This is a genomic window from Stenotrophomonas sp. C-A, from assembly GCF_054030835.1.
On the sequence record NZ_CM132916.1, the window covers coordinates 4,452,721 to 4,472,204 of the forward strand.

Here is a 19,484-nt window from a genome sequence, read left to right on the forward strand (position 1 = left end):
GTGCGCTGGCCCAACTGGAACCTCCGAATGGACGTCACCCTGCTTTCCGATGTGTCCGCCTGGCAGCGCCTTGGCGGAGCCGATACCGCTACCGAAATCGCCCAGCAGCCCGCGTTGTGGGAAGCCCTCGCACAGGACCTGTCGCGTGCCCGCGACCGCCTGCAGGCCTTCCTCGGCGACAGCCTCAACGATCCCAACCAGCGCGTGCTGTTCACCGGCGCCGGCAGCTCCGGCTTCATCGCCGAGATGGTGGCCGACGCGATCAACGCGCAGTGGCCGGCCGAGGTGCGCGTGGTGCACACCACCAGCCTGCTGACCCATCCGGCGCTGTACCTGCAGCGCGACCGCCCCACCCTGCTGGTCTCGTTTGGCCGCAGTGGTTCCAGTCCGGAAAGCGTGGCCGCGGTGGACCGCGTGCGCGCCGATGTGGATGAGGCACGCTTCCTCGACATCACCTGCAACGCCGATGGCGAACTCGCCCGTCGTGGTGCCGGCCGTGCCGATACCTGCACGCTGCTGATGCCGTCGGCCAGCTGCGATCGCGCCTTCGCCATGACCAGCAGCCTGACCTGCATGCTGCTGGCCGCACTGACCGTGTTCGATCGTTCGCCGTGGGATGCGCGCGTGGCGCGCCTGAAGCAGATTGCCGGTCTCGCCCGCGAAGGCCAGGCGCAGTGGGACGCACCGGTAGCCGCGCTGGCGCAGCGCCCGTTCAACCGGGTGATCTACCTTGGCAGCGGCCCGCTGGAAGCACTCGCACGCGAAGCCGCGCTGAAGGTGCTGGAGCTGACCGCCGGCCGCGTGCTGGCGTTGGCCAACACACCACTGGGCTTCCGCCATGGCCCGAAGTCGACGCTGGATGGCAACACCCTGGTGGTGGTGCTGCGCAGCGTGCAGCCGCTGGCGCGCCGCTACGAACAGGACCTGCTGGAAGAACTGCGCCGCGATGGCGTGGCCGGCCAGGTACTGGCGATCGGCCCGCATTCGGACATCGGTGCCGATGACGAGTACACCCTCACCGTGCCGGCCCTGGACGACCCGTGGCTGGCGCCGGTATGGCTGGGCTTCGCGCAGCTGTTCGCGCTGCAGCGCTCGGCCGCACTCGGCCTGACCCCGGACAACCCGTTCCCGGACGGCACCGTCAACCGCGTCGTCAAGGGTGTCACCATCCACCATGGCTGAGCTGATCGCCCATGCCTGCTACGGCATCGACATCGGCGGCACCAAGATCGAGCTGGTGGCGTGCGATGCGGCGACGCAGGTCACCTGGCGCCGCCGGGTCAGCACGCCGCAGGGCGACTACGACGGCTTCCTGCAGGCGGTGGTGACACTGGTCGCCGAGGCCGATGCCGCGCTGGGCCGCGGTGATGCCGCCATCGGCATCGCCCTGCCCGGTGTGCGTGATCGTCGCAGCGGCCGCCAGCTCAGCGCGAACGTGCCTGCACTGACCGGCCACAGCGTGGCGGCGGATCTGCAGGCACGCCTGCAACGCCCCCTGCACTTCGGCAACGACCTGCAGTGCTTCGCCCTGTCGGAAGCGCATGGCGGGGCCGCCGACGGCTACCCCAGCATGTTCGGCGCCATCCTCGGCACCGGTGCCGGTGGCGGCTTCTGCCTGCAGGGCCGCCTGCTGTCCGGCTTCAACGGCCTGGCCGGCGAATGGGGCCACTGGAGCGTGCCCGGCCACCTGCTGCAGCGCCACGGCCTGCCACTCATCGACTGCGCCTGCGGCCTGCAGGGCTGCGTGGAGCGCTACGTGTCCGGCAGCGGGCTGGCAATGATCGAGCGTCACCTCGGTGGCAGCGCCACCGACGCCAGCGCAGTGATCGCACTGGCCGAAGCCGGTGATGTGCGTGCGCGCAGGGCGCTGGACATCCATCGCGACCTGCTTGGCCACAGCCTGGCCGCGCTGGTGCTGGCGCTGGACCCGCACGTGATCGTGCTCGGCGGTGGCCTGTCGCAGTACGCGCCGCTGTACCAGCAGCTGCCGGCGGCCATCGCCGCACATCTGTTCAACGGCGTGCAGGTTCCGCCGATCGTGCCGCCGCGCTTCGGTGATGCCGGTGGCGCACGTGGTGCCGCCCTGCTCGCCTGCCAACCCTCGTTTTCCTGATTGACCGGAGCTTGACCATGTCCCCGTTGCAGACCCTGCTTGCCTCCCACCGCGCCGGTGCCAACGTCGGCCTGTACAGCGTCTGCTGCAGCAACGAGCAGGTGCTGCGGGCGGCCATGCACGTGGCGCTGGCGCACGGCACCGTGCTGCTGATCGAGGCCACCTCCAACCAGGTCGACCAGTTCGGCGGCTACACCGGCATGACCCCGCCGCAGTACCGCGATTACGTGGGCACGCTGGCCGATGAAGAAGGTTTCCCTCGCGAGCGGCTGATCCTGGGTGGCGACCACCTCGGCCCGAATGCCTGGCAGAAGCGCCCGGCCGCCGAAGCGATGACCCACGCGCGCGTGCTGATCGAAGCCTACGTCGCCGCCGGTTTCCACAAGATCCACCTCGATTGCAGCATGTCCTGCGCCGATGACCCGGTGCCGCTGCCCGACGCCATCGTCGCCGCGCGCTCGGCCGAGCTGGCCGAGATCGCCGAACGCACCGCCGCCGATCATGGCCTGCCGCCGCCGGTCTACGTGATCGGTACCGAAGTGCCGATTCCCGGTGGCGAAGCCTCGCTGGCCGAAGGCCTGCAGGTGACCACGCCCGCCGCTGCCGCGCAGACACTGGCGATTCATCAGCAGGCGTTCGATACGCCGCAGCTGCGCGATGCGTGGCAGCGCGTGATCGCCATGGTGGTGCAACCGGGCGTGGATTTCGATCACAGCAGCGTGCACGAGTACGACCCGGCCGCCGCCAGCACGCTGGCCGACTTCCTCGAACAGCAGCCGCGCATCGTGTTCGAAGCGCATTCCACCGACTACCAGCGCGAAAGTGGCCTGCACGCCTTGGTGCGCGACCACTTCGCCATCCTCAAGGTCGGCCCGGCGGCGACCTTCGCCTACCGCGAAGCGCTGTTCGCGCTGGCCGCGATCGAGGCCGAACTGCTGCCGGCGGCGCAGTGCTCGCGCCTGCCGCAGGTGCTGGATGAAGTGATGGTGGCGCAGCCGAAGTACTGGCAGTCCTACTACCAGGGCGATGAGGCAGCGCTGCGCCTGCTGCGCAGCTATTCCTTCAGCGACCGCTGCCGCTACTACTGGGGCGAGCCGGCGCTGGTGAAGGCGGTGCAGACCCTGTTCGCCAACCTGGAACAGCATGCGCCGCCGCTGGTACTGCTCAGCCAGTACCTGCCGGAGCAGTACCGCGCCGTGCGCGAGGGCACCTTGGCCAATACGCCTACCGCGCTGGCGCAGCATCGCGTCGGCCTGTGCCTGGGCGAGTACGCCCGTGCGTGCAGCGCCAACCAGGCCGGAACCCGCACGCATCACGCAGACGCGGCTGCCGCCGTTGCTGCGAACGGCTAATCTCTACCTTTCCCCGCGACACCGAGAATGGCCATGCGCAACACCCGCTCCCGCCGGCAACAGATCCTGCAGCTGCTGATCGAGCACGGCTCGGTGCAGGTGGCCGATCTGGTCGAGCGCTTCGGCGTGTCGGCGGTGACCATCCGTGCCGACCTGACCCACTTCGAATCGCAGGGCCTGGCCAACCGTACCCACGGCGGTGCGACGCTGGTACGCACGCCGCCGCAGGAACAGGACATCCACGAAAAGGACGCACTGAACCTGCCGCTGAAGGAATCGATCGGCGCCTGTGCCGCGCGCCTGGTGCGGCCCGGTGACAACATCATCATCGACTCTGGCTCGACCACGATGACCCTGGCCCGCCACCTGCGTAGCCAGCGCGACGTGACGGTGATGACCAACGGGCTGAACATCGCCTGGGAACTGGCCAACGCGCCCGGCATCAACGTGCTGCTGACCGGTGGGCTGCTGCGCCAGCAGTCGCTGTCGCTGCAGGGCAGCCAGGCCGAAGCCAGCCTCAACTCCTACAGCTTCGACACCCTGTTCCTGGGCGTGGACGGCCTGGACCTGCAGTTCGGCCTGACCACCCACGATGAAGCCGAAGCCCGCCTCAACCACCGCATGGTCGAGCGCGCGCGCCGCATCGTGGTGCTGACCGACGCCTCCAAGTTCGGCCGCGTCAGCCTGCACCGCATCGCACTTCTCGATCAGATCCACGCCATCATCACCGACGCCGGCATCGACGACGCAACCCGTGAAGGGCTGCAGCGGCTGGGCATCGAAGTGATCATCGCCGAGCCCACTGCATGACCGACACCCGCACCCTGCATGGCCGCATCCTCACGCCGCTGGGTTGGCGGCGTGGCCACGTCCACTTCGATTCGCACATCCGCCAGCTGCAGGTGGACGACCACAGCGGCGCTGACGACCTGCAGCTGCCGGTGATCCTGCCCGGCTTCATCGACCTGCACGTGCATGGTGCGGCCGGCGTCGACCTGATGCAGGGCGGCGACGTGGCCCGCACCATTGCCCGCACCCATCTGCGCTTCGGTACCACCACGCTGCTGGCGACCACCATGACCGCCGGCCTGGATGAGATCGAGCACGCGCTGCACGGCGTGGCCGCGACCATGGCAGCGCCCGATGCCGACGCCGCCTGCATTGCCGGCGTACATCTGGAAGGGCCGTTCATCAGCCCGCAGCGCCTGGGCGCGCAACCCAACCGCACCATCGAGGCGACGCTGGCGCTGGTGCAGCAGCTGCACGCGCTGGCACCGATCCGGGTGATGACGCTGGCGCCGGAAATCGGCGAGCACACCGCACTGATTCCCGCGCTGGCGGCAATGGGCATTCGCGTGCAGCTCGGCCACAGCGCCGGCACTTACGAAGAGGGTGTTGCTGCCCTGCAGGCGGGTGCCTCCGGCTTCACTCACCTGTTCAACGGCATGACCGGCGTCGACCACTACCGGCCTGGCATCGCCGCGGCGGCACTGGCGCACGCGCAGTACGCCGAGATCATTCCCGACCTGCAGCACATCCACCCCGGCGTGATCCGCCTGGCCGCGCGCGCGATCCCGCGCCTGTACGCGGTGACCGACGCGACTGCCGCCACCGGCATGCCCGATGGCGAGTATGCGCTGGGCGAACAGCGCGTGCACAAGTGCGGCGGCTGCGTGCGCCTGGCGACCGGTTCTCTGGCGGGTAGTGCACTGACCATGGACCAGGCGCTGCGCAACCTTGTGCGTGTGGGATTGGAACTGGCCGATGCCTCGCATCGCGTTTCAACCTTCCCGGCCGACTACCTGGGCCTGGGCGATCGCGGCCGCATCGCGCCCGACGCCCGCGCCGACCTGGTGGTGCTGGACGCCGAACTGCGCCTGCAGCAGGTGGTCATTGGCGGGCGGGTGGTCGATCTGAACTGACGCACGCCATGCGGCCCGGACGCCGCGCAGGCTCCCTGTAGAGCCGAGCCATGCTCGGCTCACCGCGCGAAGCGCGGCATGGGGGACCTCGATATCGGAACGGAAAGCAGCCGAGCATGGCTCGGCTCTACAGAAAGCACTCTGCGACGAACCGCCGCCGGGCGTGGCCCGGCGCTACCACAGGAACTGCCGATGACCGCAAGCACCGCCCCGCGCTGGCCCGTACGTTACCTGCTCTTCATCGGCGGCCTCGGTGGCCTGTTGTACGGCATCGACATCGGCATCATCGCCGGTGCCCTGCCCTATCTTGAAGCGACCGCCAGCCACGCCTGGCAGCTCAGCAGCCAGCAGCTCGGCTTCGTGGTGGCAGCGGTGCTGCTGGGCAGCGTGTTGTCCTCGCTGTTCGCCGGCATGATTGCCGACCTGATCGGCCGCCGCGGCGCGATGCTGCTGGCCGGCCTGCTGTTCACCGCCTCGATTCCGATCATGGCACTGGCCTCCGGCTACACGCCGCTGCTGCTGGGTCGCCTGCTGCAGGGCATCAGTGGCGGTTTGATCGGCGTCGTGATTCCGCTGTACCTGGCCGAAGTGCTCAGCCCCGAACGACGCGGGCGCGGCGCGGCCATGTTCCAGCTGCTGCTGACCGTTGGCCTGGTGCTGGCAGCCCTGATCGGCCTGTACCACGCCCATGCCGTGGATGCCGCCGCCGAGGCCGTGCGCTCGCTGCCGGTCGCGCAGCAGGCGCAGGAACTGTTCACGGTGAAGGACCACGCCTGGCGCACCATCTTCTGGACCTGCCTGGCGCCAGGCCTGCTGTTCTGCGCCGGCATCTTCTGGCTGTCCGAATCGCCACGCTGGCTGGTGCGCCGCGGCCGCATCGACGAAGCGCGCCGCAGCCTGCAGCGCGTCCTTCCCGCCGCAGACGTCGAGCCTACGCTGGCCCAGATCCAGGCGCCGGAATCGAGCAGCAGCGACGGCAAGCGCGACCCGCTGCTCAGCCGCCGCTACGTGGTGCCGTTCGTGCTGGCCTGCGTGGTGCTGGCATGCACCCAGGCCACCGGCATCAACTCGGTGCTGGCCTACGCGGTCAACATCCTCAACCAGGCCGGCCTGTCCGGTTCAGTGGCCAACGGTGCAGACGTGGCGATCAAGCTGCTCAACGCGGTGATGACCGTGGTCGCGCTGCTGCTGGTCGACCGCAAGGGCCGCAAATTCCTGCTGATGCTGGGCAGTGGCGGTATCTGTGTGGCCCTGCTGGCGGCGGCCACGCTGTTCTTCCAGGCCGAGCGCGGTCGTGCCGACGTGCAGCCGCAACTGCAGGCGGCGGTCAGCGGCGACGGCCTGCAGCTGGTGCTGGATGACGCGCAGTGGCAGCGCCTGAGCAATGGCATCGACAGCCAGGGCCGATCGATACAGCTGACCGTGTCGTACGCCTATGGTGATTTCACCAATGTGCGCGCCCTGCGCAGCGACAACCTGATTGATCGCGAACTGCGCATCGAGCGCACCGGCACCGTGCAGCCGGACAGCGTGATCGGTGCGTTCTTCCGCAAACTCCACCTGAATCCATTTGCCGACCCGGCCAGCGCCAGCCAGGCGCCATTGCGCATCGAGCAGGCCCGCATTGGCCCGGTGCCGCCACCGGCACACGGCTGGGCCGTGGCCGCCTGCATCCTGGTGTTTGTCGCCTTCTTCGCCGTCGGCCCAGGCGTATGCGTGTGGCTGGCATTGTCGGAGCTGATGCCGAACCGCATCCGCTCCAATGGCATGAGCATCGCGCTGCTGATCAACCAGTTCGTGTCCACCACCATCGCCGCCATCTTCCTGCCCACGGTGGGCCACTACGGCTACGCCAGCATGTTCGTGTTCTGGGCGGCGTGCACCTTCGTGTTCTTCCTGGTGGCCGCGTTCTGGCTGCCGGAGACCAAGGGCAAGTCACTGGAAGAGATCGAAGCCCGGTTCGCCCGGTAGCGGTCGACCTCCGCGCGCAGCGTGGGGGGTGTTGGCGCGCCCGTCACTCGCCAGTGATGTGCTTGGCCAGCGCCTGCGCCTCGGCAACGCTGGGCAACCCGCTCAGCATCATTGATTCGCCGAACGGTCCCTGCACCGTCGCCACCATCAGCACGCGGCCATCCACGCTGAGCGCCGCACGCTGACCGACCAGTGCTGCCGTGCCATCGTGGATGCGCTGGTGCGCTTCGGGCCGATAGCGGATCTGCAGGCCGGGCTGCTTGGCCTCGTCCAGTACGTAGCGCACATCGGCGATGTCGGCACTGCCGGCAATCGGCGGCTCGCGCAGGGCCAGGGTTTCGCCCTGCCACTGCACCGGTCTGCCCTTGCCGGCTGCATCGACCGCGCTCAGGCGCACATCCACGCCGGGGCGTGGCGCATGATCCTTGCCTGCCAAGGCACCGGGTGTGGCGCCCGGCATGCATCCGGTCAGGGTCAACGCCACGCCCAGCAACAGGGGAAGCACAGCCCTCACTTCAGCTTCCGCAGCTTGAAGGCCACCAGTACCTGCAGCAGCCCATACAGCAAGCTGCCGATACCGATCCACAGCGTGGTCACCGCCACGCCCGCATAGGGATTTGCGGCAAACAGCAGGCCCAGCACCACCGCCAGCACGCCACTGAGGATCAGCAGCCACTCGCCCTGGATCTGCTTGCGCACGCGGATCGCGAACACGATGCGATAGATGCCGGCCACCAGCAGCCACGCGGCCAGGAACAGCACCAGCACGCTGGCGGTGGCCAGCGGGTTGATCACCGCAAGGATGCCGAAGCCCAGCGAAGCGATGGCATACAGCGCCAACCAGCCACGCGAGGCACCACTGCCGCCGCTGACCAGTGCGAACAGGCTGATGACGCCTTCAACGATGGCCATCACGCCCAGTGTCCACGCCAGTGCCATCGCTGCGGACAGCGGCCAGCCAATGGCAACGATGCCAAAACCCAGTGCGACGAGCCCGTACAGCAGCAGGATCCACCAGCTGCGCCCAACCGCCGACAACAAGGGAGACAAGGGGGAATTCATGACCACTCCTTCGATCCGGAACCGGCCTCATCCTAGCCCCTGTGGATGAAGAGGGCGATCACGGCGCCCGCGCACATACCCACACGCGCACCTCCCCAGCGCCGACCAGGCGCAGCGTCTCGGCGACCTCCATCACCGTGCTGCCGGTGGTCATCACGTCATCGACCACGGTCAGCCGCGAGGGCACCGGACCACGGACAGTAAACGCATCGAACAGATTCTCCCTGCGCTGTTCGGCCGTGCGCTCGGACTGCGGCGCGGTGTGGCGACGCCGGTACAGGCCCTGCCAGACCGGCATCGGCAGCAGGCGACACAGCTCTGCGGCCTGGTTGTAGCCGCGCTGCCGCAGCCGACGGTTGTGAAGCGGCACCGGCACCAGCGGCGGACACCACCACGGCGGCGGCGCGCGCTGCATCAGCTGCGCCAGCAGGCGCCCCGCCGCCAGATCCTGATGGAACTTGTAGCGGACCAGCAACTGGTCGACCGGCGGCAGGTACAGCAGGCTCGCATGCGTGGCGGCCTGTGGCGGTACCTCCTCGCGGCAGGTGCCGCAGACGATCAATGCGGTGTCCGGCAACGGCAGCGCGCAGCGCAGGCAGGCCCGGCCGGCCCAGGGCAGTCCGGCCAGGCAGGCATCGCAGAGATCGAGTCCATCGTGGCCCGGGTCACCGCAGACCAGGCAACGGAGCGGTAGCAGCACACGAAGTGCGGCCTGCACGTGGCGGCCCACGTCGAAGAAGGCAGACATGCGCTTCAGCATGTCGCCGCCGTCAGCGCGTTGCCATCGGGGGGGCCCTCAACGACCCGTAGGCATTTTCATCTCCCAGCTTTTGCCCCGATCACCTCACCGCGTCGGCGCAGGCTTCGCATCCACCCGGGTGCGATACATCATGTACGGCGTCTGCCGGCGATCAACGCCGCCATTGAATCCGGCCTGCCGATGCAGCTGGTTGGCGGTGAAGTACAGGTAGCCATCCGGCCCCATCGACAAGGTATCCGGCCACAGGATGCGCGGATCGTGCACCACGGTCGTCCATCGCCGATGCGCATCGCGGGCATGAATGGCGTTGTGCTCGTAGTCGCTGGCGTACAGCCGCCCGTTGGCGTCCATCTCCATGCCATCGGAGGCGCCCTTCTCGCCCAGGTCAACGACCGCAGCAGCCAGCGCCGCCTCGCTCACCTTCGGATCGCGCAACAGTGCGGTGGGCACGCTGTACAGATGGCGGCTGGACAGTGGCGTGTAGAACAGCGTACTTCCATCCGGCGAAAGCGCGATGCCATCGGCGGCAACGGTGAACGGTGCCGACGAACCGTCGGCCTTGCGCAACCGCATCTGCCGGCCCTCCACGATCGACACGAACGCGGGATCGGCCGAGGTGGATACATGACCGATCAGACGCTTGGATGCCGCCCCCGTAGCGAGGTCGATGACGATGATGCCGCCAATGCCGCTCAGTGACGAGTCGGTCACGTAGGCCACGCCCTCGCGGCCGACACGGAAATCGAAGCGCACGTCGTTGACGTAGGTACGCGCGTCGATGACGTTGGCCGGGAACACCAGGGTCTTGGCCACGGTATTGGTGGCCAGATCGATTGCCACCAGCTTGGCGCCACCGGCCTGCGGGGCAGAGAACCCGGGCGCGGCGGTGTCCAGCACCCACAACCGGCCCTGGCCATCGGCCACCACACTCTGCACGCTGATGAAGTGGGCCGCCGGATCGGGACCGTCCTTGCGGTTGATGCGCGCATCCGGATAGGGCACGGCGCGGCCATCACGCCACTCGGCCACGCTGAAGGCCACTTCATCGCCCCAGCGCGGGAAGTTGACGAAGATCCGCCCGGTCTCGGACACCGCCACGCTGGTGGGCATGGCACCTTCGAAACGCGCCACCGGCTCGATGATGCCGATGCTGCGCTCGCTGGGCAGCAGGGGCGTTCCGGCCAGCGTCAGCGCGGGGGAACTGGCCAGGGCCAGGACAGCAGCCGCCAGGCTGCGGATACGGCAGTTGATCATGGTTGCTCTCGATGCAGGTCCGGGTGCAGCCCCGGGGGGCGACGCATCTTCAGCGGCGCACCTGGCATCGGGTAGACGGTGCAACGGGGAATCAGCTTCACTGCAGGAGTGAAGATTCGAGATGATTGATCCTGTTGCTCAAGGCAATCAGCGTTGCCTATCAGCTGGCTCTGCTTTCGGTGCCATCAACAACTCCGCCAACCCACGGTAGATCGGCACCCGGCAGACCAGCCCGGACACGCCACGGGCGATCAGCACCGTGGCCAGGATCGGCAGCAGCAGATCACCACTGTCGGTCAGCTCCAGCGAGATCACCGCCGAGGTCAGTGGCGCCTGGGTGACGCCGGTCAGGTAAGCACACATGCCCAGCAGCACGAACGCGCGCGGGTCCACGCCCGGCATCAGCACCGCCAGGTTGTGGCCCAGTCCCGCGCCGACCGCCAGCGCGGGTGAGAACAAGCCACCAGGAATACCGGCCACGTACGAGGCCAGATTGGCCAGCAGCTTCATCAACCCGAACTCGTGACCGACCACCGCCTGCCCCTGCACCAGGCTGCGCGCCTGCTCGTAGCCGGTGCCGAACGCGCCTTCACCGAAGACCAGGGCGAGCAGTACCACCACCAGGCCGCAGCCTGCGGCCAACAGAACCGGATGCCGCTGCCGCAGTTGCCCGAGCCATCGCGGGCGGCCCGCCGCACTGGCCAGCACCGCACGCGCGAACAGGCCTCCCAGCAGGCCCGCCACCACGCCGCACAGCAGGATTGCCAGCCAGCCCTGGCCGAGCGGCAGGCGTGCGCTCACATGGCCGAAGTAGGTGTAGTTGCCCAACAGGCCCAGCGACACCACGCCACCGACGATCACCGCGGTCAGCAGGGTGCCTGAGAAGCGATGCTCGAAACGACCGCTGAGCTCCTCGATGGCGAAGACGATGCCGGCCAGCGGCGTGTTGAACGCCGCCGCGATACCCGCCGCACCACCGGCCAGTAGGAAGTGCGAGAGCTCGCGGGGATCCTTGAAACCGAACCAGCGGCCGAACAGGTACATCAAGCTGGCGCCTACGTGCACAGTCGGGCCCTCGCGGCCCACCGAGGCGCCACCCAGCAGTGACAGCGAGGTCAGCAGCAGCTTGCCGGCCGAAACCGCGGGTGAAAGGTTGGTCTTCCGGAACGGCTCATCGGCCTTGTCCAACGCGGCGATGACCTGCGGAATGCCGCTGCCGCGCGTGGGCTTCAGCACACCGGCGGTCAACCAGGCCAGCAGCGCGAAGATGCCCGGCGTGAGCAGCAGGGCCCACCACGGCGAGTGCGACGTGATGCGCTGGAACAGATGGAACGCCGCGTCGCTGGCCTTGGCGAACAGGATCGCCACCAGCGCCACGGCCACGGCGCCGCCCCAGAGCGCGGCGCGGCGGCGCCAGGCCTCGCTGAGAACCAGCGCGGTGATGCGGCCGCGGAGTCGGTGAAGACCAATCATGGGAGAGAGTCTGCGCGCCAGCGCTTGCGTTGGGCAGCAGGCACTGTGGCTAGACGCCTTGCAGCATGCGGTGAAATGCGGCGCTTCGGTCGATGCTCGACTGCACGAACGGACCGTAAACCAAATTAGAATACATATGGTTGACAGCCTTCGCCGAGCCACCCACACTGCCGCCCTCGCTCCACTCGTACCCAAGGTCCCGCCATGGCTGCTGCCATCCGCCACGACTGGCAACACGACGAACTGCAGGCGCTGTTCGATCTGCCGTTCCCCGAGCTGCTGTTCCGCGCCGCAGCGGTCCATCGCGAGCACTTCGACCCATCGCAGGTGCAGGTGTCCACGCTGCTGTCGGTGAAGACCGGCGGCTGCCCGGAGGATTGCGCGTACTGCCCGCAGGCACAGCGCTACAGCACCGGGGTGAACGCGCAGAAGCTGATGGACACCGATGCGGTGCTGGCCAAGGCACGCCAGGCCAAGGCCGCCGGTGCATCGCGCTTCTGCATGGGCGCCGCATGGCGTTCACCGAAGGATCGCGATATCCCGAAGGTGGCGGCGATGATCGCCGGGGTGAAGGCGCTGGGTCTGGAAACCTGCGCCACGCTGGGCATGCTCAGCGGCAAGCAGGCGCGTGCGCTGAAGGACGCCGGCCTGGACTACTACAACCACAACCTCGACACCGCGCCGGACTACTACGATTCGATCATCCACACGCGCCAGTACCAGGACCGTCTGGATACGCTGGAGCACGTCCGCGATGCAGGCCTGAAAACCTGTTGCGGTGGCATCGTCGGCATGGGCGAGACGCGCGCGCAGCGCGTCGGCCTGCTGCTGGCACTGGCCACGCTGCCGGCGCATCCCGATTCAGTACCGATCAACAAGCTGGTGCAGGTGGCGGGCACGCCGCTGCATGGCAGTGCCGAGCTGGACCCGTTTGAGTTCGTGCGCATGATCGCGGTGGCGCGCATCGCCATGCCGCGTTCGATGGTGCGGCTGTCGGCCGGGCGCGAAGCCATGAGTGACGAACTGCAGGCGCTGTGCTTCGTGGCCGGTGCCAACTCGATCTTCTACGGCGACAAGCTGCTGACCACCGGCAACCCGGAGAGCGAGCGCGACCTGGCCCTGTTCGCGCGCCTGGGGCTGCAGCCGATGGCGGTGCAGGTGGATGCCGAAGGCCACGACCACGGCGGTACCGTTCACGCCGATATCAGTGCCGATACGCCCGGCTGCGGCTGCGCTCACGCGGCCTGAGACGGGCCGCAAGCAGGCGCCGCGGCAACGCGCTACCCTAGCCGCCCCGTCGACGCAATCAGCCACCATGGCCCGCCCCGACCTGACCGCCCGCCTCCACGCCCAGCGCGCTCTGCGCGATGCCCAAGGCCGTCGCCGCCCGCGACGCACGGTCAGCCGTCGTGATGGCGTGCGCCTGGAAGTGGACGGCCAGTGGCTGACCGGCTTCTGCAGCAACGACTACCTTGGCCTGGGCCAGCAGTTCAGCGTGGTCAACGCGCTGCAGGACGCCGCCGCACGCGAAGGTGCTGGCGCCGGTGCCTCGCACCTGGTCTGCGGCCACCACGCGCTGCATGAGGCGCTGGAACGCGAGGTGGCGGAGTGGCTGGGCTACCCGCGTGCGCTGCTGTTCGGCAGTGGCTTCGCCGCCAATCTGGCGGTGCAGCAGGCGCTGCTGAGTGAAGAGAACGACGTGTGCGTGCAGGACAAGCTCAACCACGCCAGCCTGCTTGATGCGACCCGGTTGGCCGGTGCACGTCTGCGCCGCTATCCGCACCTGGATGCGGAAGGCGCAATGCGCCAGCTCAAGCACGCGCCCGATGGCGCGGCCATGCTGGCCACCGACGGTGTCTTCAGCATGGATGGCGACATCGCACCGCTGCGTGCATTGTCGCTTGTGGCACGCCTGCAGCAGGCGCTGTTCTATGTGGATGATGCGCACGGTGTCGGCGTGGTCGGTGATGGCCGTGGTGCCGTGGCCGCCGCAGGGCTGGGCGTGGACGACGTGCCGCTGCAGCTGGTCACGCTGGGCAAGGCATTGGGCGGTTCCGGTGCGCTGGTGCTGGGCCGCGACGACCTGATCGAGCATCTGGCCGAAACCGCGCGCCCGTACATCTACACCACCGCCGTGCCACCGGCGATGGCCGCCGCTGCGCTTGAAGCAGTGCGCCTGGCGCGCCGCGACCACTGGCGTCGCACCAAGCTGACCGACCTGATCGCGCTGTTCCGCAGTGAAGCGCGTCGCCATGGCCTGGACCTGATGGCTTCGGAGACACCGATCCAGCCGCTGCTGTGCGGCGATGATCACAGCGCCATGGCGATGTCCACGGCGCTGGAACAGGCCGGCTGGCTGGTCGGTGCAATCCGCCCGCCGACGGTACCGGAAGGCAAGGCACGCCTGCGCGTGACACTGTCCGCGCTGCACACGCCGGAACAGGTGCGCGATCTGGTGGACGCCATCGCCAGCGCGCGCGATCGCGTGACCCTGGCCGTGCGTGAAGCCGCACCACCGCCGCTGCCCGCTTTTGCCTGAGTTCCGTGTCGTTGCCCATGCATATTGACGTCACCGGCCGTGGGCCGGACCTGGTACTGATCCACGGCTGGGCCCTGCAGGGCGGTGTGTTCGTGCCGCTGGTGCAGCGCTTGGCCGACCAGTTCACCCTGCACCTGGTCGACCTGCCCGGCCATGGGCACAGCCGCGAGGACACCACGCCACTGCGCCTGCCGTTCGTGGTCAGCGCCATCGCGGCCGCCACGCCGCCAGCGGTGTGGTGCGGCTGGTCGCTGGGCGGCCTGTTCGCACTGCACGCGGCGGCCACGCTGCCGAAGGTGCGCGGGCTGGCGATGATCGCCGCCACGCCGCGCTTCGTGCGTGGCGAGGATTGGCCGCACGCAGTGGAGCCGGCCGTGTTCGAGCAGTTCGGGCGAGAGCTGGCCACCGACTTCGGCGGCACGCTGGAACGCTTCCTGGCGCTGGACGTGATGGGCTCGGCACACGCCCGCGAGGAGCTGCGCACGCTGCGGCAGCGGCTGGTCGAGCGCGGTGCGCCTACCGAACGCGCCCTGCTGGAAGGCCTGCGCCTGCTGGAAAGCACCGATCTGCGCGGCGCACTGCCCACGCTGGGCAAACCCAGCCTGTGGATCGCCGGCCAGCGCGACCGGCTGGTCTCACCGGCGGCGATGCAGGCCGCCGCGGCACTGGCCCCGGGCGCGCAGGCACTGACCATCGCCCACGGCGGACATGCGCCCTTCCTCGGCCATGCCGACGAAGTGGCCGCCGCCCTGCAACACTTCGTTGCCGGCCTGTCACCGGCCGATGGCGGACAATGAGCCCCCTCCGAATTCCGCAGGATTGACGCATGGATCTGGGTATCAACGGCCGCTGGGCACTGGTCTGCGGCGCAAGCAAGGGGCTGGGCCTGGGCTGCGCGCGTGCGCTGGTACGCGAGGGCGTCAACGTGGTGATCGTGGCGCGTGGCGAGGCTGCACTGCAGATAGCTGCCGACGAACTGCGTGCACTGCCCGGTGCCGGTGAGGTACGCGCCGTCGCCGCCGACGTCACCACCGAGGCCGGCCGTACGGCGGCGCTGGCCGCCTGCCCGCAGGTGGACATCCTGGTCAACAACGCCGGTGGTCCGCCGCCCGGTGATTTCCGCAATTTCGAACGCGACGACTGGATTGCCGCGCTGGATGCCAACATGCTGGCGCCGATCGCGCTGATCCGCGCCACCGTCGACGCGATGATCGAGCGCGGCTTCGGCCGCATCGTCAACATCACCTCGTCGGCGGTGAAAGCCCCGATCGACATCCTGGCGCTGTCCAACGGCGCGCGCAGCGGCCTGACCGGCTTCGTCGCTGGCCTCTCGCGCCGCACGGTGGCCCACAACGTCACCATCAACAACCTGCTGCCCGGCCAGTTCGATACCGACCGCCTGCGCGCCAACTTCGCCCACAGCGCGGGCAAGGACGGCGATGCCGGCGAAGTCGCTGAACGCCGCCGCCAGCAGATTCCCGCCGGCCGCTTCGGCACGCCGGACGAATTCGGTGCCGCCTGCGCCTTCCTGTGCAGTGCACAGGCCGGTTACCTCACCGGGCAGAACCTGCTGATCGACGGCGGCGCCTACCCCGGTACGTTCTAAGAGACTTTCGCAATGCCGTCCCACTTCGATGCCCGCCATGTCCGTCGCGCGTTCGCGCGTGCCGCCACCAGTTACGACGCTGCCGCCGCCCTGCAGCGCGAGGTGCAGTCGCGGCTGATCGAGTCGCTGGACTACCTGGAGGCGCGCAAGCCCGAGGTGGTGCTGGACATCGGTGCCGGCACCGGCCACGCCAGCGCGTTGATGAAGAAGCGCTGGCCGAAGGCGCAGGTGATCGCGCTGGACGTGGCGCTGCCGATGCTGGACCAGGCCAAGCGCCAGGCCGGCTGGTGGAAGCCGTTCCAGCGCCTGTGTGGCGATGCCGTTGCACTGCCGCTGGCCGACAACAGCGTGGACGTGATCTTCAGCAACCTGTGCCTGCAGTGGGTGGACGACCTGCCGGCAGTGTTCGCCGGGTTCCGCCGCGTGCTCAAGCCAGGTGGCCTGCTGCTGTGCTCGACCTTCGGCCCGGAAACGCTGATCGAACTCAATGAGGCGTTTGCCGCCGCCGACGACCGCCCGCACGTGAGCCGCTTCGCGCAGATCGCGCAGTTCGGCGACGCACTGATGATGGCCGGCTTCCGCGACCCGGTGCTGGACCGCGATCTGTTCACCCTGACCTACGACGACCTGCCGTCGCTGATGCGCGAGCTGCGCGCGATGGGTGCGACCAATGCGCGGGTAGACCGCCGCCATACCCTGACCGGGCGTGGCCGTTTCGCGGCGGCGGCAGCGGCGTATGAACCGATGCGGCGCGCCGACGGCAAGCTGCCAAGCAGCTGGGAAGTGATCTACGCCCACGCCTGGGCACCGGACCCGGGCGCACCGATCCGCGAAGGCGGGCATGACGTGGCCTCGGTGCCGGTGTCGGCGATTCCGATCCGGCGCAAGCAGACCTGATCGAGCGACCGCAGGTCATGCGCCAACCACGGTCGGCGACTACCGATTCATGCACGGAACCCGCTCTGGTAGGCGCCGACCTTGGTCGGCACAGTGCCGGCGGCATCGCGATCTGACAGATTGTGCCGACCAAGGTCGGCACCCACCCAATGCAGGCTTCCGCCTCAGGTATTGGCCGGCGAACTCAGCGGCGGGCGCACCAGGTCGCGGTGGAAGAAATAGATTTCCTGCACCAGGAAGCGCCAGCTGGTGTGGAAGCTGCGGAAGCGCGTGCTGGGTGTGGACGAGGCCAGCGCATCGATGCCCAGTGCCTTGCTCAGGCGCAGCGCGCGCGCCATGTGCAACGGGTCGCTGACGATGATCACGCGGTGCAGGTCGCGCTGGTCCATCAGGCGCTTGGCTTCCACCAGGTTCTGCACGGTATTGCGCGACGCGGTCTCGATCAGGATCGCGTCGTCCGGCACGCCATGCTTGAGCGCATAACGCCGCGCCACCTGTGATTCGGAAAAGCGCGCGCCACTGCCGCCATAGCCGCCGGTGAAGATCAGCAGCGGCGCGTACTGGGCCTCGTACAGGTCCAGTCCATGCCGGATACGTTCTTCGAACACCGGAGATGGCTTGGCGTCATAGGCGGCCGCACCCAGCACGATGATGGCATCGGCCTTGGCGGCCTGGTCGCGCTCGCCGACCCAGACAATCCAGGCAGTCACGCCCAGCAGCCAGATCACCAGCAGGACAAACAGCCGCCACAGCCAGCCCAGCAGGCCGGTGCGAGGCCGATGCCGGTCGCGGCTCATGGCGCCCCCCAGCGCAACGCGGGCAGGTCGACGTTGCCGCCGGACAGCACCAGACCCACGCGCAGGCCGGCAAAACGCTGCGGCTGTGCCAGCACCGCGGCCAGTACGGTGGCCGAGGACGGCTCGACCACCTGCTTGAGCACCTCCCACAGCAGGCGCATCGCTGCCAGCGTCGCGGTGTCATCGACCACGATCACCTCGGCACCGGCGGCACTCAGCAGTTCGAAATTGGGCGCACCGATCAGGGTGCGCAGGCCATCGCAGACCGTGTCCGGGGTGAACGCGCCCTGGCGCACGCCAGCGGCCAGCGAGCGCGCGGTGTCATCGGCACCGGCCGGCTCGGCCAGCACCAGCCGCGTGTGCGGACTGGCGTGCTGCAGGGCCAGCGCGGTACCGCTGGCCAGGCCACCGCCGCCCACCGGCACCACCAGCACATCGAACGGACCGTCGCTGTGCAGCAGTTCCAAGGCCGCCGTGCCCTGCCCGGCCATCACCGCCGGGTCCGCATACGGATGGACCAGGGTCGCGCCGGTATCGGCCTGCACCCTGGCGCAGGTGGCCTCACGGTCGGCGATGGTCGGCGGGCAGCGCCAGAGCGTGGCGCCGTGGCGGGCGATGTTGGCCAGCTTGGCCGCCACCGCCCCTTCCGGCACCACCACATGGCAGGGAATGCCACGGGTGCGCGCGGCCAGGGCCAGCGCGGCACCGTGGTTGCCGGAGGAATGGGTCACCACACCGGCACTGGCGCGATCGGCATCGAGCGACCACACCGCATTGCAGGCACCACGGAACTTGAATGCGCCACCGCGCTGCAGGTGCTCGGCCTTGAACGCCAGCTGCGCGCCGGCCAGCGCATCGAGCGTGCGCGAGCGCAGCACCGGCGTCACGCTGGCGTGCGGGGCGATCCTCGCCGCAGCAAGCAGGACGTCATCGGCGCGGGGCAACAGTGAATCGCTCATGACGCAAGATTAACGTATGGCTTCGCGCTGGCGACCGGGACACAGGTCATGCCAGCATGCAGCCCTACGCCTCCATTCATCCTGGCCGGCGGAATTAAGGGCCGATTCAACGCTGGCGCCCGAAGCTGACTGCACACCCGTCCTCTGGGGGGACCCACCATGAAAATGCGCCTGATGCTTGCCGGTGGCCTGCTGCTGGCCCTGACCGGCTGCACCACCTACGACTATGTCGGCGGCGGCCGCAGCGGCAGCTACTACCACGGTGCGCCGTCGGTGGAGTACCGCTACCCAGCCGGCTATCCCTACAACTACGGCCCCTACTACGGTGGCTATGGCGGCTACTACGGCGGCTACGGCAATCCGTATTACTCGCGCCCGATCTACCGCCCGCCGCACAACCATCGCCCGCCGCCGCGCCCGGGCAATGGTGGCGAGCACCGTCCGCCGCCGTCGCGACCGTCGTACAACGGTGGTTCGCCGTGGCGGAACATGGACTCGATGCGCCGTCCGCCGCAGTCGAACGCGCAGCCGTCGGCGCCCCCGCCGCAGGCCCGTCCGGCACCGGCACCGAGTGCGCCGAGGATGAACGGTTCCCCCTGGCGCAACATGGATCGTGCGACGCAGCGCACAGTTGAGCGCTGAACCGTCTTGCATTTCACACGGTCTAAGCCGCAATCTACGCGGACAGTGACGGCCCGCGTCACAAAGTGACAAAAACGACACGGGCCGCCGCAAAAAGCTCTACGTCGATATCCGACAGGAACATCTGGATCCCCCCT

General features: G+C 68.6%; 19 protein-coding genes. 12 read left to right on the plus strand and 7 right to left on the minus strand.

Annotated features, from left to right (window positions below):
* Positions 1-27: 27 nt before the first annotated feature.
* The 6 genes from ACW5IY_RS20670 to ACW5IY_RS20695 all read left to right on the plus strand — a co-directional run bounded on the left by ACW5IY_RS20670 (position 28) and on the right by ACW5IY_RS20695 (position 7,358).
* The gene (locus tag ACW5IY_RS20670) at positions 28-1,182 is read left to right on the plus strand and encodes an SIS domain-containing protein (RefSeq protein WP_049435775.1); all 1,155 of its coding nucleotides are present in this window, start codon (positions 28-30) and stop codon (positions 1,180-1,182) included.
* Positions 1,175-2,113 (plus strand): ROK family protein, encoded by a 939-nt coding sequence (locus ACW5IY_RS20675; RefSeq protein WP_049435776.1) that lies wholly within the window; start codon positions 1,175-1,177, stop codon positions 2,111-2,113. Before ACW5IY_RS20670 ends, ACW5IY_RS20675 begins: the two co-directional genes overlap by 8 nt.
* Positions 2,114-2,130: 17 nt before the next feature.
* The gene (locus ACW5IY_RS20680; RefSeq protein WP_049435777.1) at positions 2,131-3,465 is read left to right on the plus strand and encodes a D-tagatose-bisphosphate aldolase, class II, non-catalytic subunit; all 1,335 of its coding nucleotides are present in this window, start codon (positions 2,131-2,133) and stop codon (positions 3,463-3,465) included.
* Positions 3,466-3,498: 33 nt separating this feature from the next.
* Positions 3,499-4,275, plus strand: coding sequence for a DeoR family transcriptional regulator (locus ACW5IY_RS20685; RefSeq protein WP_043399720.1), 777 nt, complete (start codon positions 3,499-3,501; stop codon positions 4,273-4,275).
* On the plus strand, positions 4,272-5,387 hold the full coding sequence (locus ACW5IY_RS20690; protein WP_049435778.1) for an N-acetylglucosamine-6-phosphate deacetylase: 1,116 nt from the start codon (positions 4,272-4,274) through the stop codon (positions 5,385-5,387). Before ACW5IY_RS20685 ends, ACW5IY_RS20690 begins: the two co-directional genes overlap by 4 nt.
* Before the next feature lie 192 nt (positions 5,388-5,579).
* Positions 5,580-7,358, plus strand: coding sequence for an MFS transporter (locus tag ACW5IY_RS20695; protein WP_049435779.1), 1,779 nt, complete (start codon positions 5,580-5,582; stop codon positions 7,356-7,358).
* 43 nt (positions 7,359-7,401) lie between these two features.
* Here ACW5IY_RS20695 and ACW5IY_RS20700 read toward each other — a convergent pair whose 3' ends face one another.
* From ACW5IY_RS20700 to ACW5IY_RS20720, 5 genes are all read right to left on the minus strand, one after another.
* The gene (locus ACW5IY_RS20700) at positions 7,402-7,818 is read right to left on the minus strand and encodes a SecDF P1 head subdomain-containing protein (protein WP_425604570.1); all 417 of its coding nucleotides are present in this window, start codon (positions 7,816-7,818) and stop codon (positions 7,402-7,404) included.
* 50 nt (positions 7,819-7,868) lie between these two features.
* A complete protein-coding gene (locus ACW5IY_RS20705; RefSeq protein ID WP_006399985.1) occupies positions 7,869-8,420 on the minus strand; it encodes an HdeD family acid-resistance protein in 552 nt (183 codons plus the stop codon).
* Between the two features lie 58 nt (positions 8,421-8,478).
* Complete coding sequence (locus tag ACW5IY_RS20710; RefSeq protein ID WP_197638394.1) at positions 8,479-9,168, minus strand: double zinc ribbon domain-containing protein; 690 nt, start codon at positions 9,166-9,168, stop codon at positions 8,479-8,481.
* A 96-nt stretch (positions 9,169-9,264) separates the two neighbouring features.
* Entirely contained in the window at positions 9,265-10,434 is a 1,170-nt protein-coding gene (locus ACW5IY_RS20715) for an L-dopachrome tautomerase-related protein (RefSeq protein WP_049435781.1), read from the minus strand.
* Between the two features lie 147 nt (positions 10,435-10,581).
* Positions 10,582-11,907: a chloride channel protein gene (locus ACW5IY_RS20720; RefSeq protein WP_049435782.1), complete on the minus strand. Its 1,326-nt coding sequence runs from the start codon at positions 11,905-11,907 to the stop codon at positions 10,582-10,584.
* Positions 11,908-12,111: 204 nt separating this feature from the next.
* Between ACW5IY_RS20720 and bioB the strand changes: the two genes are divergently transcribed.
* From bioB to bioC, 5 genes are all read left to right on the plus strand, one after another.
* Complete coding sequence (bioB, locus tag ACW5IY_RS20725) at positions 12,112-13,155, plus strand: biotin synthase BioB (RefSeq protein ID WP_049435783.1); 1,044 nt, start codon at positions 12,112-12,114, stop codon at positions 13,153-13,155.
* A 67-nt stretch (positions 13,156-13,222) separates the two neighbouring features.
* Positions 13,223-14,446 carry an 8-amino-7-oxononanoate synthase gene (gene bioF / locus ACW5IY_RS20730; protein ID WP_049435784.1) on the plus strand — a complete coding sequence of 408 codons (1,224 nt, stop codon included), beginning with the start codon at positions 13,223-13,225 and terminating at the stop codon, positions 14,444-14,446.
* A 17-nt stretch (positions 14,447-14,463) separates the two neighbouring features.
* On the plus strand, positions 14,464-15,243 hold the full coding sequence (gene bioH, locus ACW5IY_RS20735; RefSeq protein WP_049435785.1) for a pimeloyl-ACP methyl ester esterase BioH: 780 nt from the start codon (positions 14,464-14,466) through the stop codon (positions 15,241-15,243).
* Positions 15,244-15,272: 29 nt separating this feature from the next.
* Positions 15,273-16,052 carry an SDR family oxidoreductase gene (locus ACW5IY_RS20740; RefSeq protein ID WP_049435787.1) on the plus strand — a complete coding sequence of 260 codons (780 nt, stop codon included), beginning with the start codon at positions 15,273-15,275 and terminating at the stop codon, positions 16,050-16,052.
* 12 nt (positions 16,053-16,064) lie between these two features.
* On the plus strand, positions 16,065-16,949 hold the full coding sequence (gene bioC / locus ACW5IY_RS20745; RefSeq protein WP_049435789.1) for a malonyl-ACP O-methyltransferase BioC: 885 nt from the start codon (positions 16,065-16,067) through the stop codon (positions 16,947-16,949).
* A gap of 164 nt (positions 16,950-17,113) precedes the next feature.
* Here bioC and ACW5IY_RS20750 read toward each other — a convergent pair whose 3' ends face one another.
* Both ACW5IY_RS20750 and ACW5IY_RS20755 read right to left on the minus strand, forming a co-directional pair.
* A complete protein-coding gene (locus ACW5IY_RS20750) occupies positions 17,114-17,758 on the minus strand; it encodes a YdcF family protein (RefSeq protein ID WP_049435841.1) in 645 nt (214 codons plus the stop codon).
* Positions 17,743-18,705, minus strand: coding sequence for a pyridoxal-phosphate dependent enzyme (locus ACW5IY_RS20755; RefSeq protein WP_049435790.1), 963 nt, complete (start codon positions 18,703-18,705; stop codon positions 17,743-17,745). Before ACW5IY_RS20755 ends, ACW5IY_RS20750 begins: the two co-directional genes overlap by 16 nt.
* Positions 18,706-18,864: 159 nt before the next feature.
* Between ACW5IY_RS20755 and ACW5IY_RS20760 the strand changes: the two genes are divergently transcribed.
* The gene (locus ACW5IY_RS20760) at positions 18,865-19,347 is read left to right on the plus strand and encodes a hypothetical protein (RefSeq protein WP_049435791.1); all 483 of its coding nucleotides are present in this window, start codon (positions 18,865-18,867) and stop codon (positions 19,345-19,347) included.
* Positions 19,348-19,484: the final 137 nt, after the last annotated feature.

Coding starts and splice junctions, on each gene's coding strand:
- bioF (WP_049435784.1), top strand. CDS start 13,223: ATGGCCCGCCCCGACCTGACCGCCCGCCTCCACGCCCAGCGCGCTCTG.
- ACW5IY_RS20680 (WP_049435777.1), top strand. CDS start 2,131: ATGTCCCCGTTGCAGACCCTGCTTGCCTCCCACCGCGCCGGTGCCAAC.
- ACW5IY_RS20690 (WP_049435778.1), top strand. CDS start 4,272: ATGACCGACACCCGCACCCTGCATGGCCGCATCCTCACGCCGCTGGGT.
- ACW5IY_RS20705 (WP_006399985.1), bottom strand. CDS start 8,420: ATGAATTCCCCCTTGTCTCCCTTGTTGTCGGCGGTTGGGCGCAGCTGG.
- ACW5IY_RS20755 (WP_049435790.1), bottom strand. CDS start 18,705: ATGAGCGATTCACTGTTGCCCCGCGCCGATGACGTCCTGCTTGCTGCG.
- bioB (WP_049435783.1), top strand. CDS start 12,112: ATGGCTGCTGCCATCCGCCACGACTGGCAACACGACGAACTGCAGGCG.
- ACW5IY_RS20715 (WP_049435781.1), bottom strand. CDS start 10,434: ATGATCAACTGCCGTATCCGCAGCCTGGCGGCTGCTGTCCTGGCCCTG.
- bioH (WP_049435785.1), top strand. CDS start 14,464: ATGCATATTGACGTCACCGGCCGTGGGCCGGACCTGGTACTGATCCAC.
- ACW5IY_RS20700 (WP_425604570.1), bottom strand. CDS start 7,818: ATGCCGGGCGCCACACCCGGTGCCTTGGCAGGCAAGGATCATGCGCCA.
- ACW5IY_RS20670 (WP_049435775.1), top strand. CDS start 28: ATGGACGTCACCCTGCTTTCCGATGTGTCCGCCTGGCAGCGCCTTGGC.
- ACW5IY_RS20675 (WP_049435776.1), top strand. CDS start 1,175: ATGGCTGAGCTGATCGCCCATGCCTGCTACGGCATCGACATCGGCGGC.
- ACW5IY_RS20685 (WP_043399720.1), top strand. CDS start 3,499: ATGCGCAACACCCGCTCCCGCCGGCAACAGATCCTGCAGCTGCTGATC.
- ACW5IY_RS20740 (WP_049435787.1), top strand. CDS start 15,273: ATGGATCTGGGTATCAACGGCCGCTGGGCACTGGTCTGCGGCGCAAGC.
- bioC (WP_049435789.1), top strand. CDS start 16,065: ATGCCGTCCCACTTCGATGCCCGCCATGTCCGTCGCGCGTTCGCGCGT.
- ACW5IY_RS20720 (WP_049435782.1), bottom strand. CDS start 11,907: ATGATTGGTCTTCACCGACTCCGCGGCCGCATCACCGCGCTGGTTCTC.
- ACW5IY_RS20695 (WP_049435779.1), top strand. CDS start 5,580: ATGACCGCAAGCACCGCCCCGCGCTGGCCCGTACGTTACCTGCTCTTC.
- ACW5IY_RS20710 (WP_197638394.1), bottom strand. CDS start 9,168: ATGTCTGCCTTCTTCGACGTGGGCCGCCACGTGCAGGCCGCACTTCGT.
- ACW5IY_RS20760 (WP_049435791.1), top strand. CDS start 18,865: ATGAAAATGCGCCTGATGCTTGCCGGTGGCCTGCTGCTGGCCCTGACC.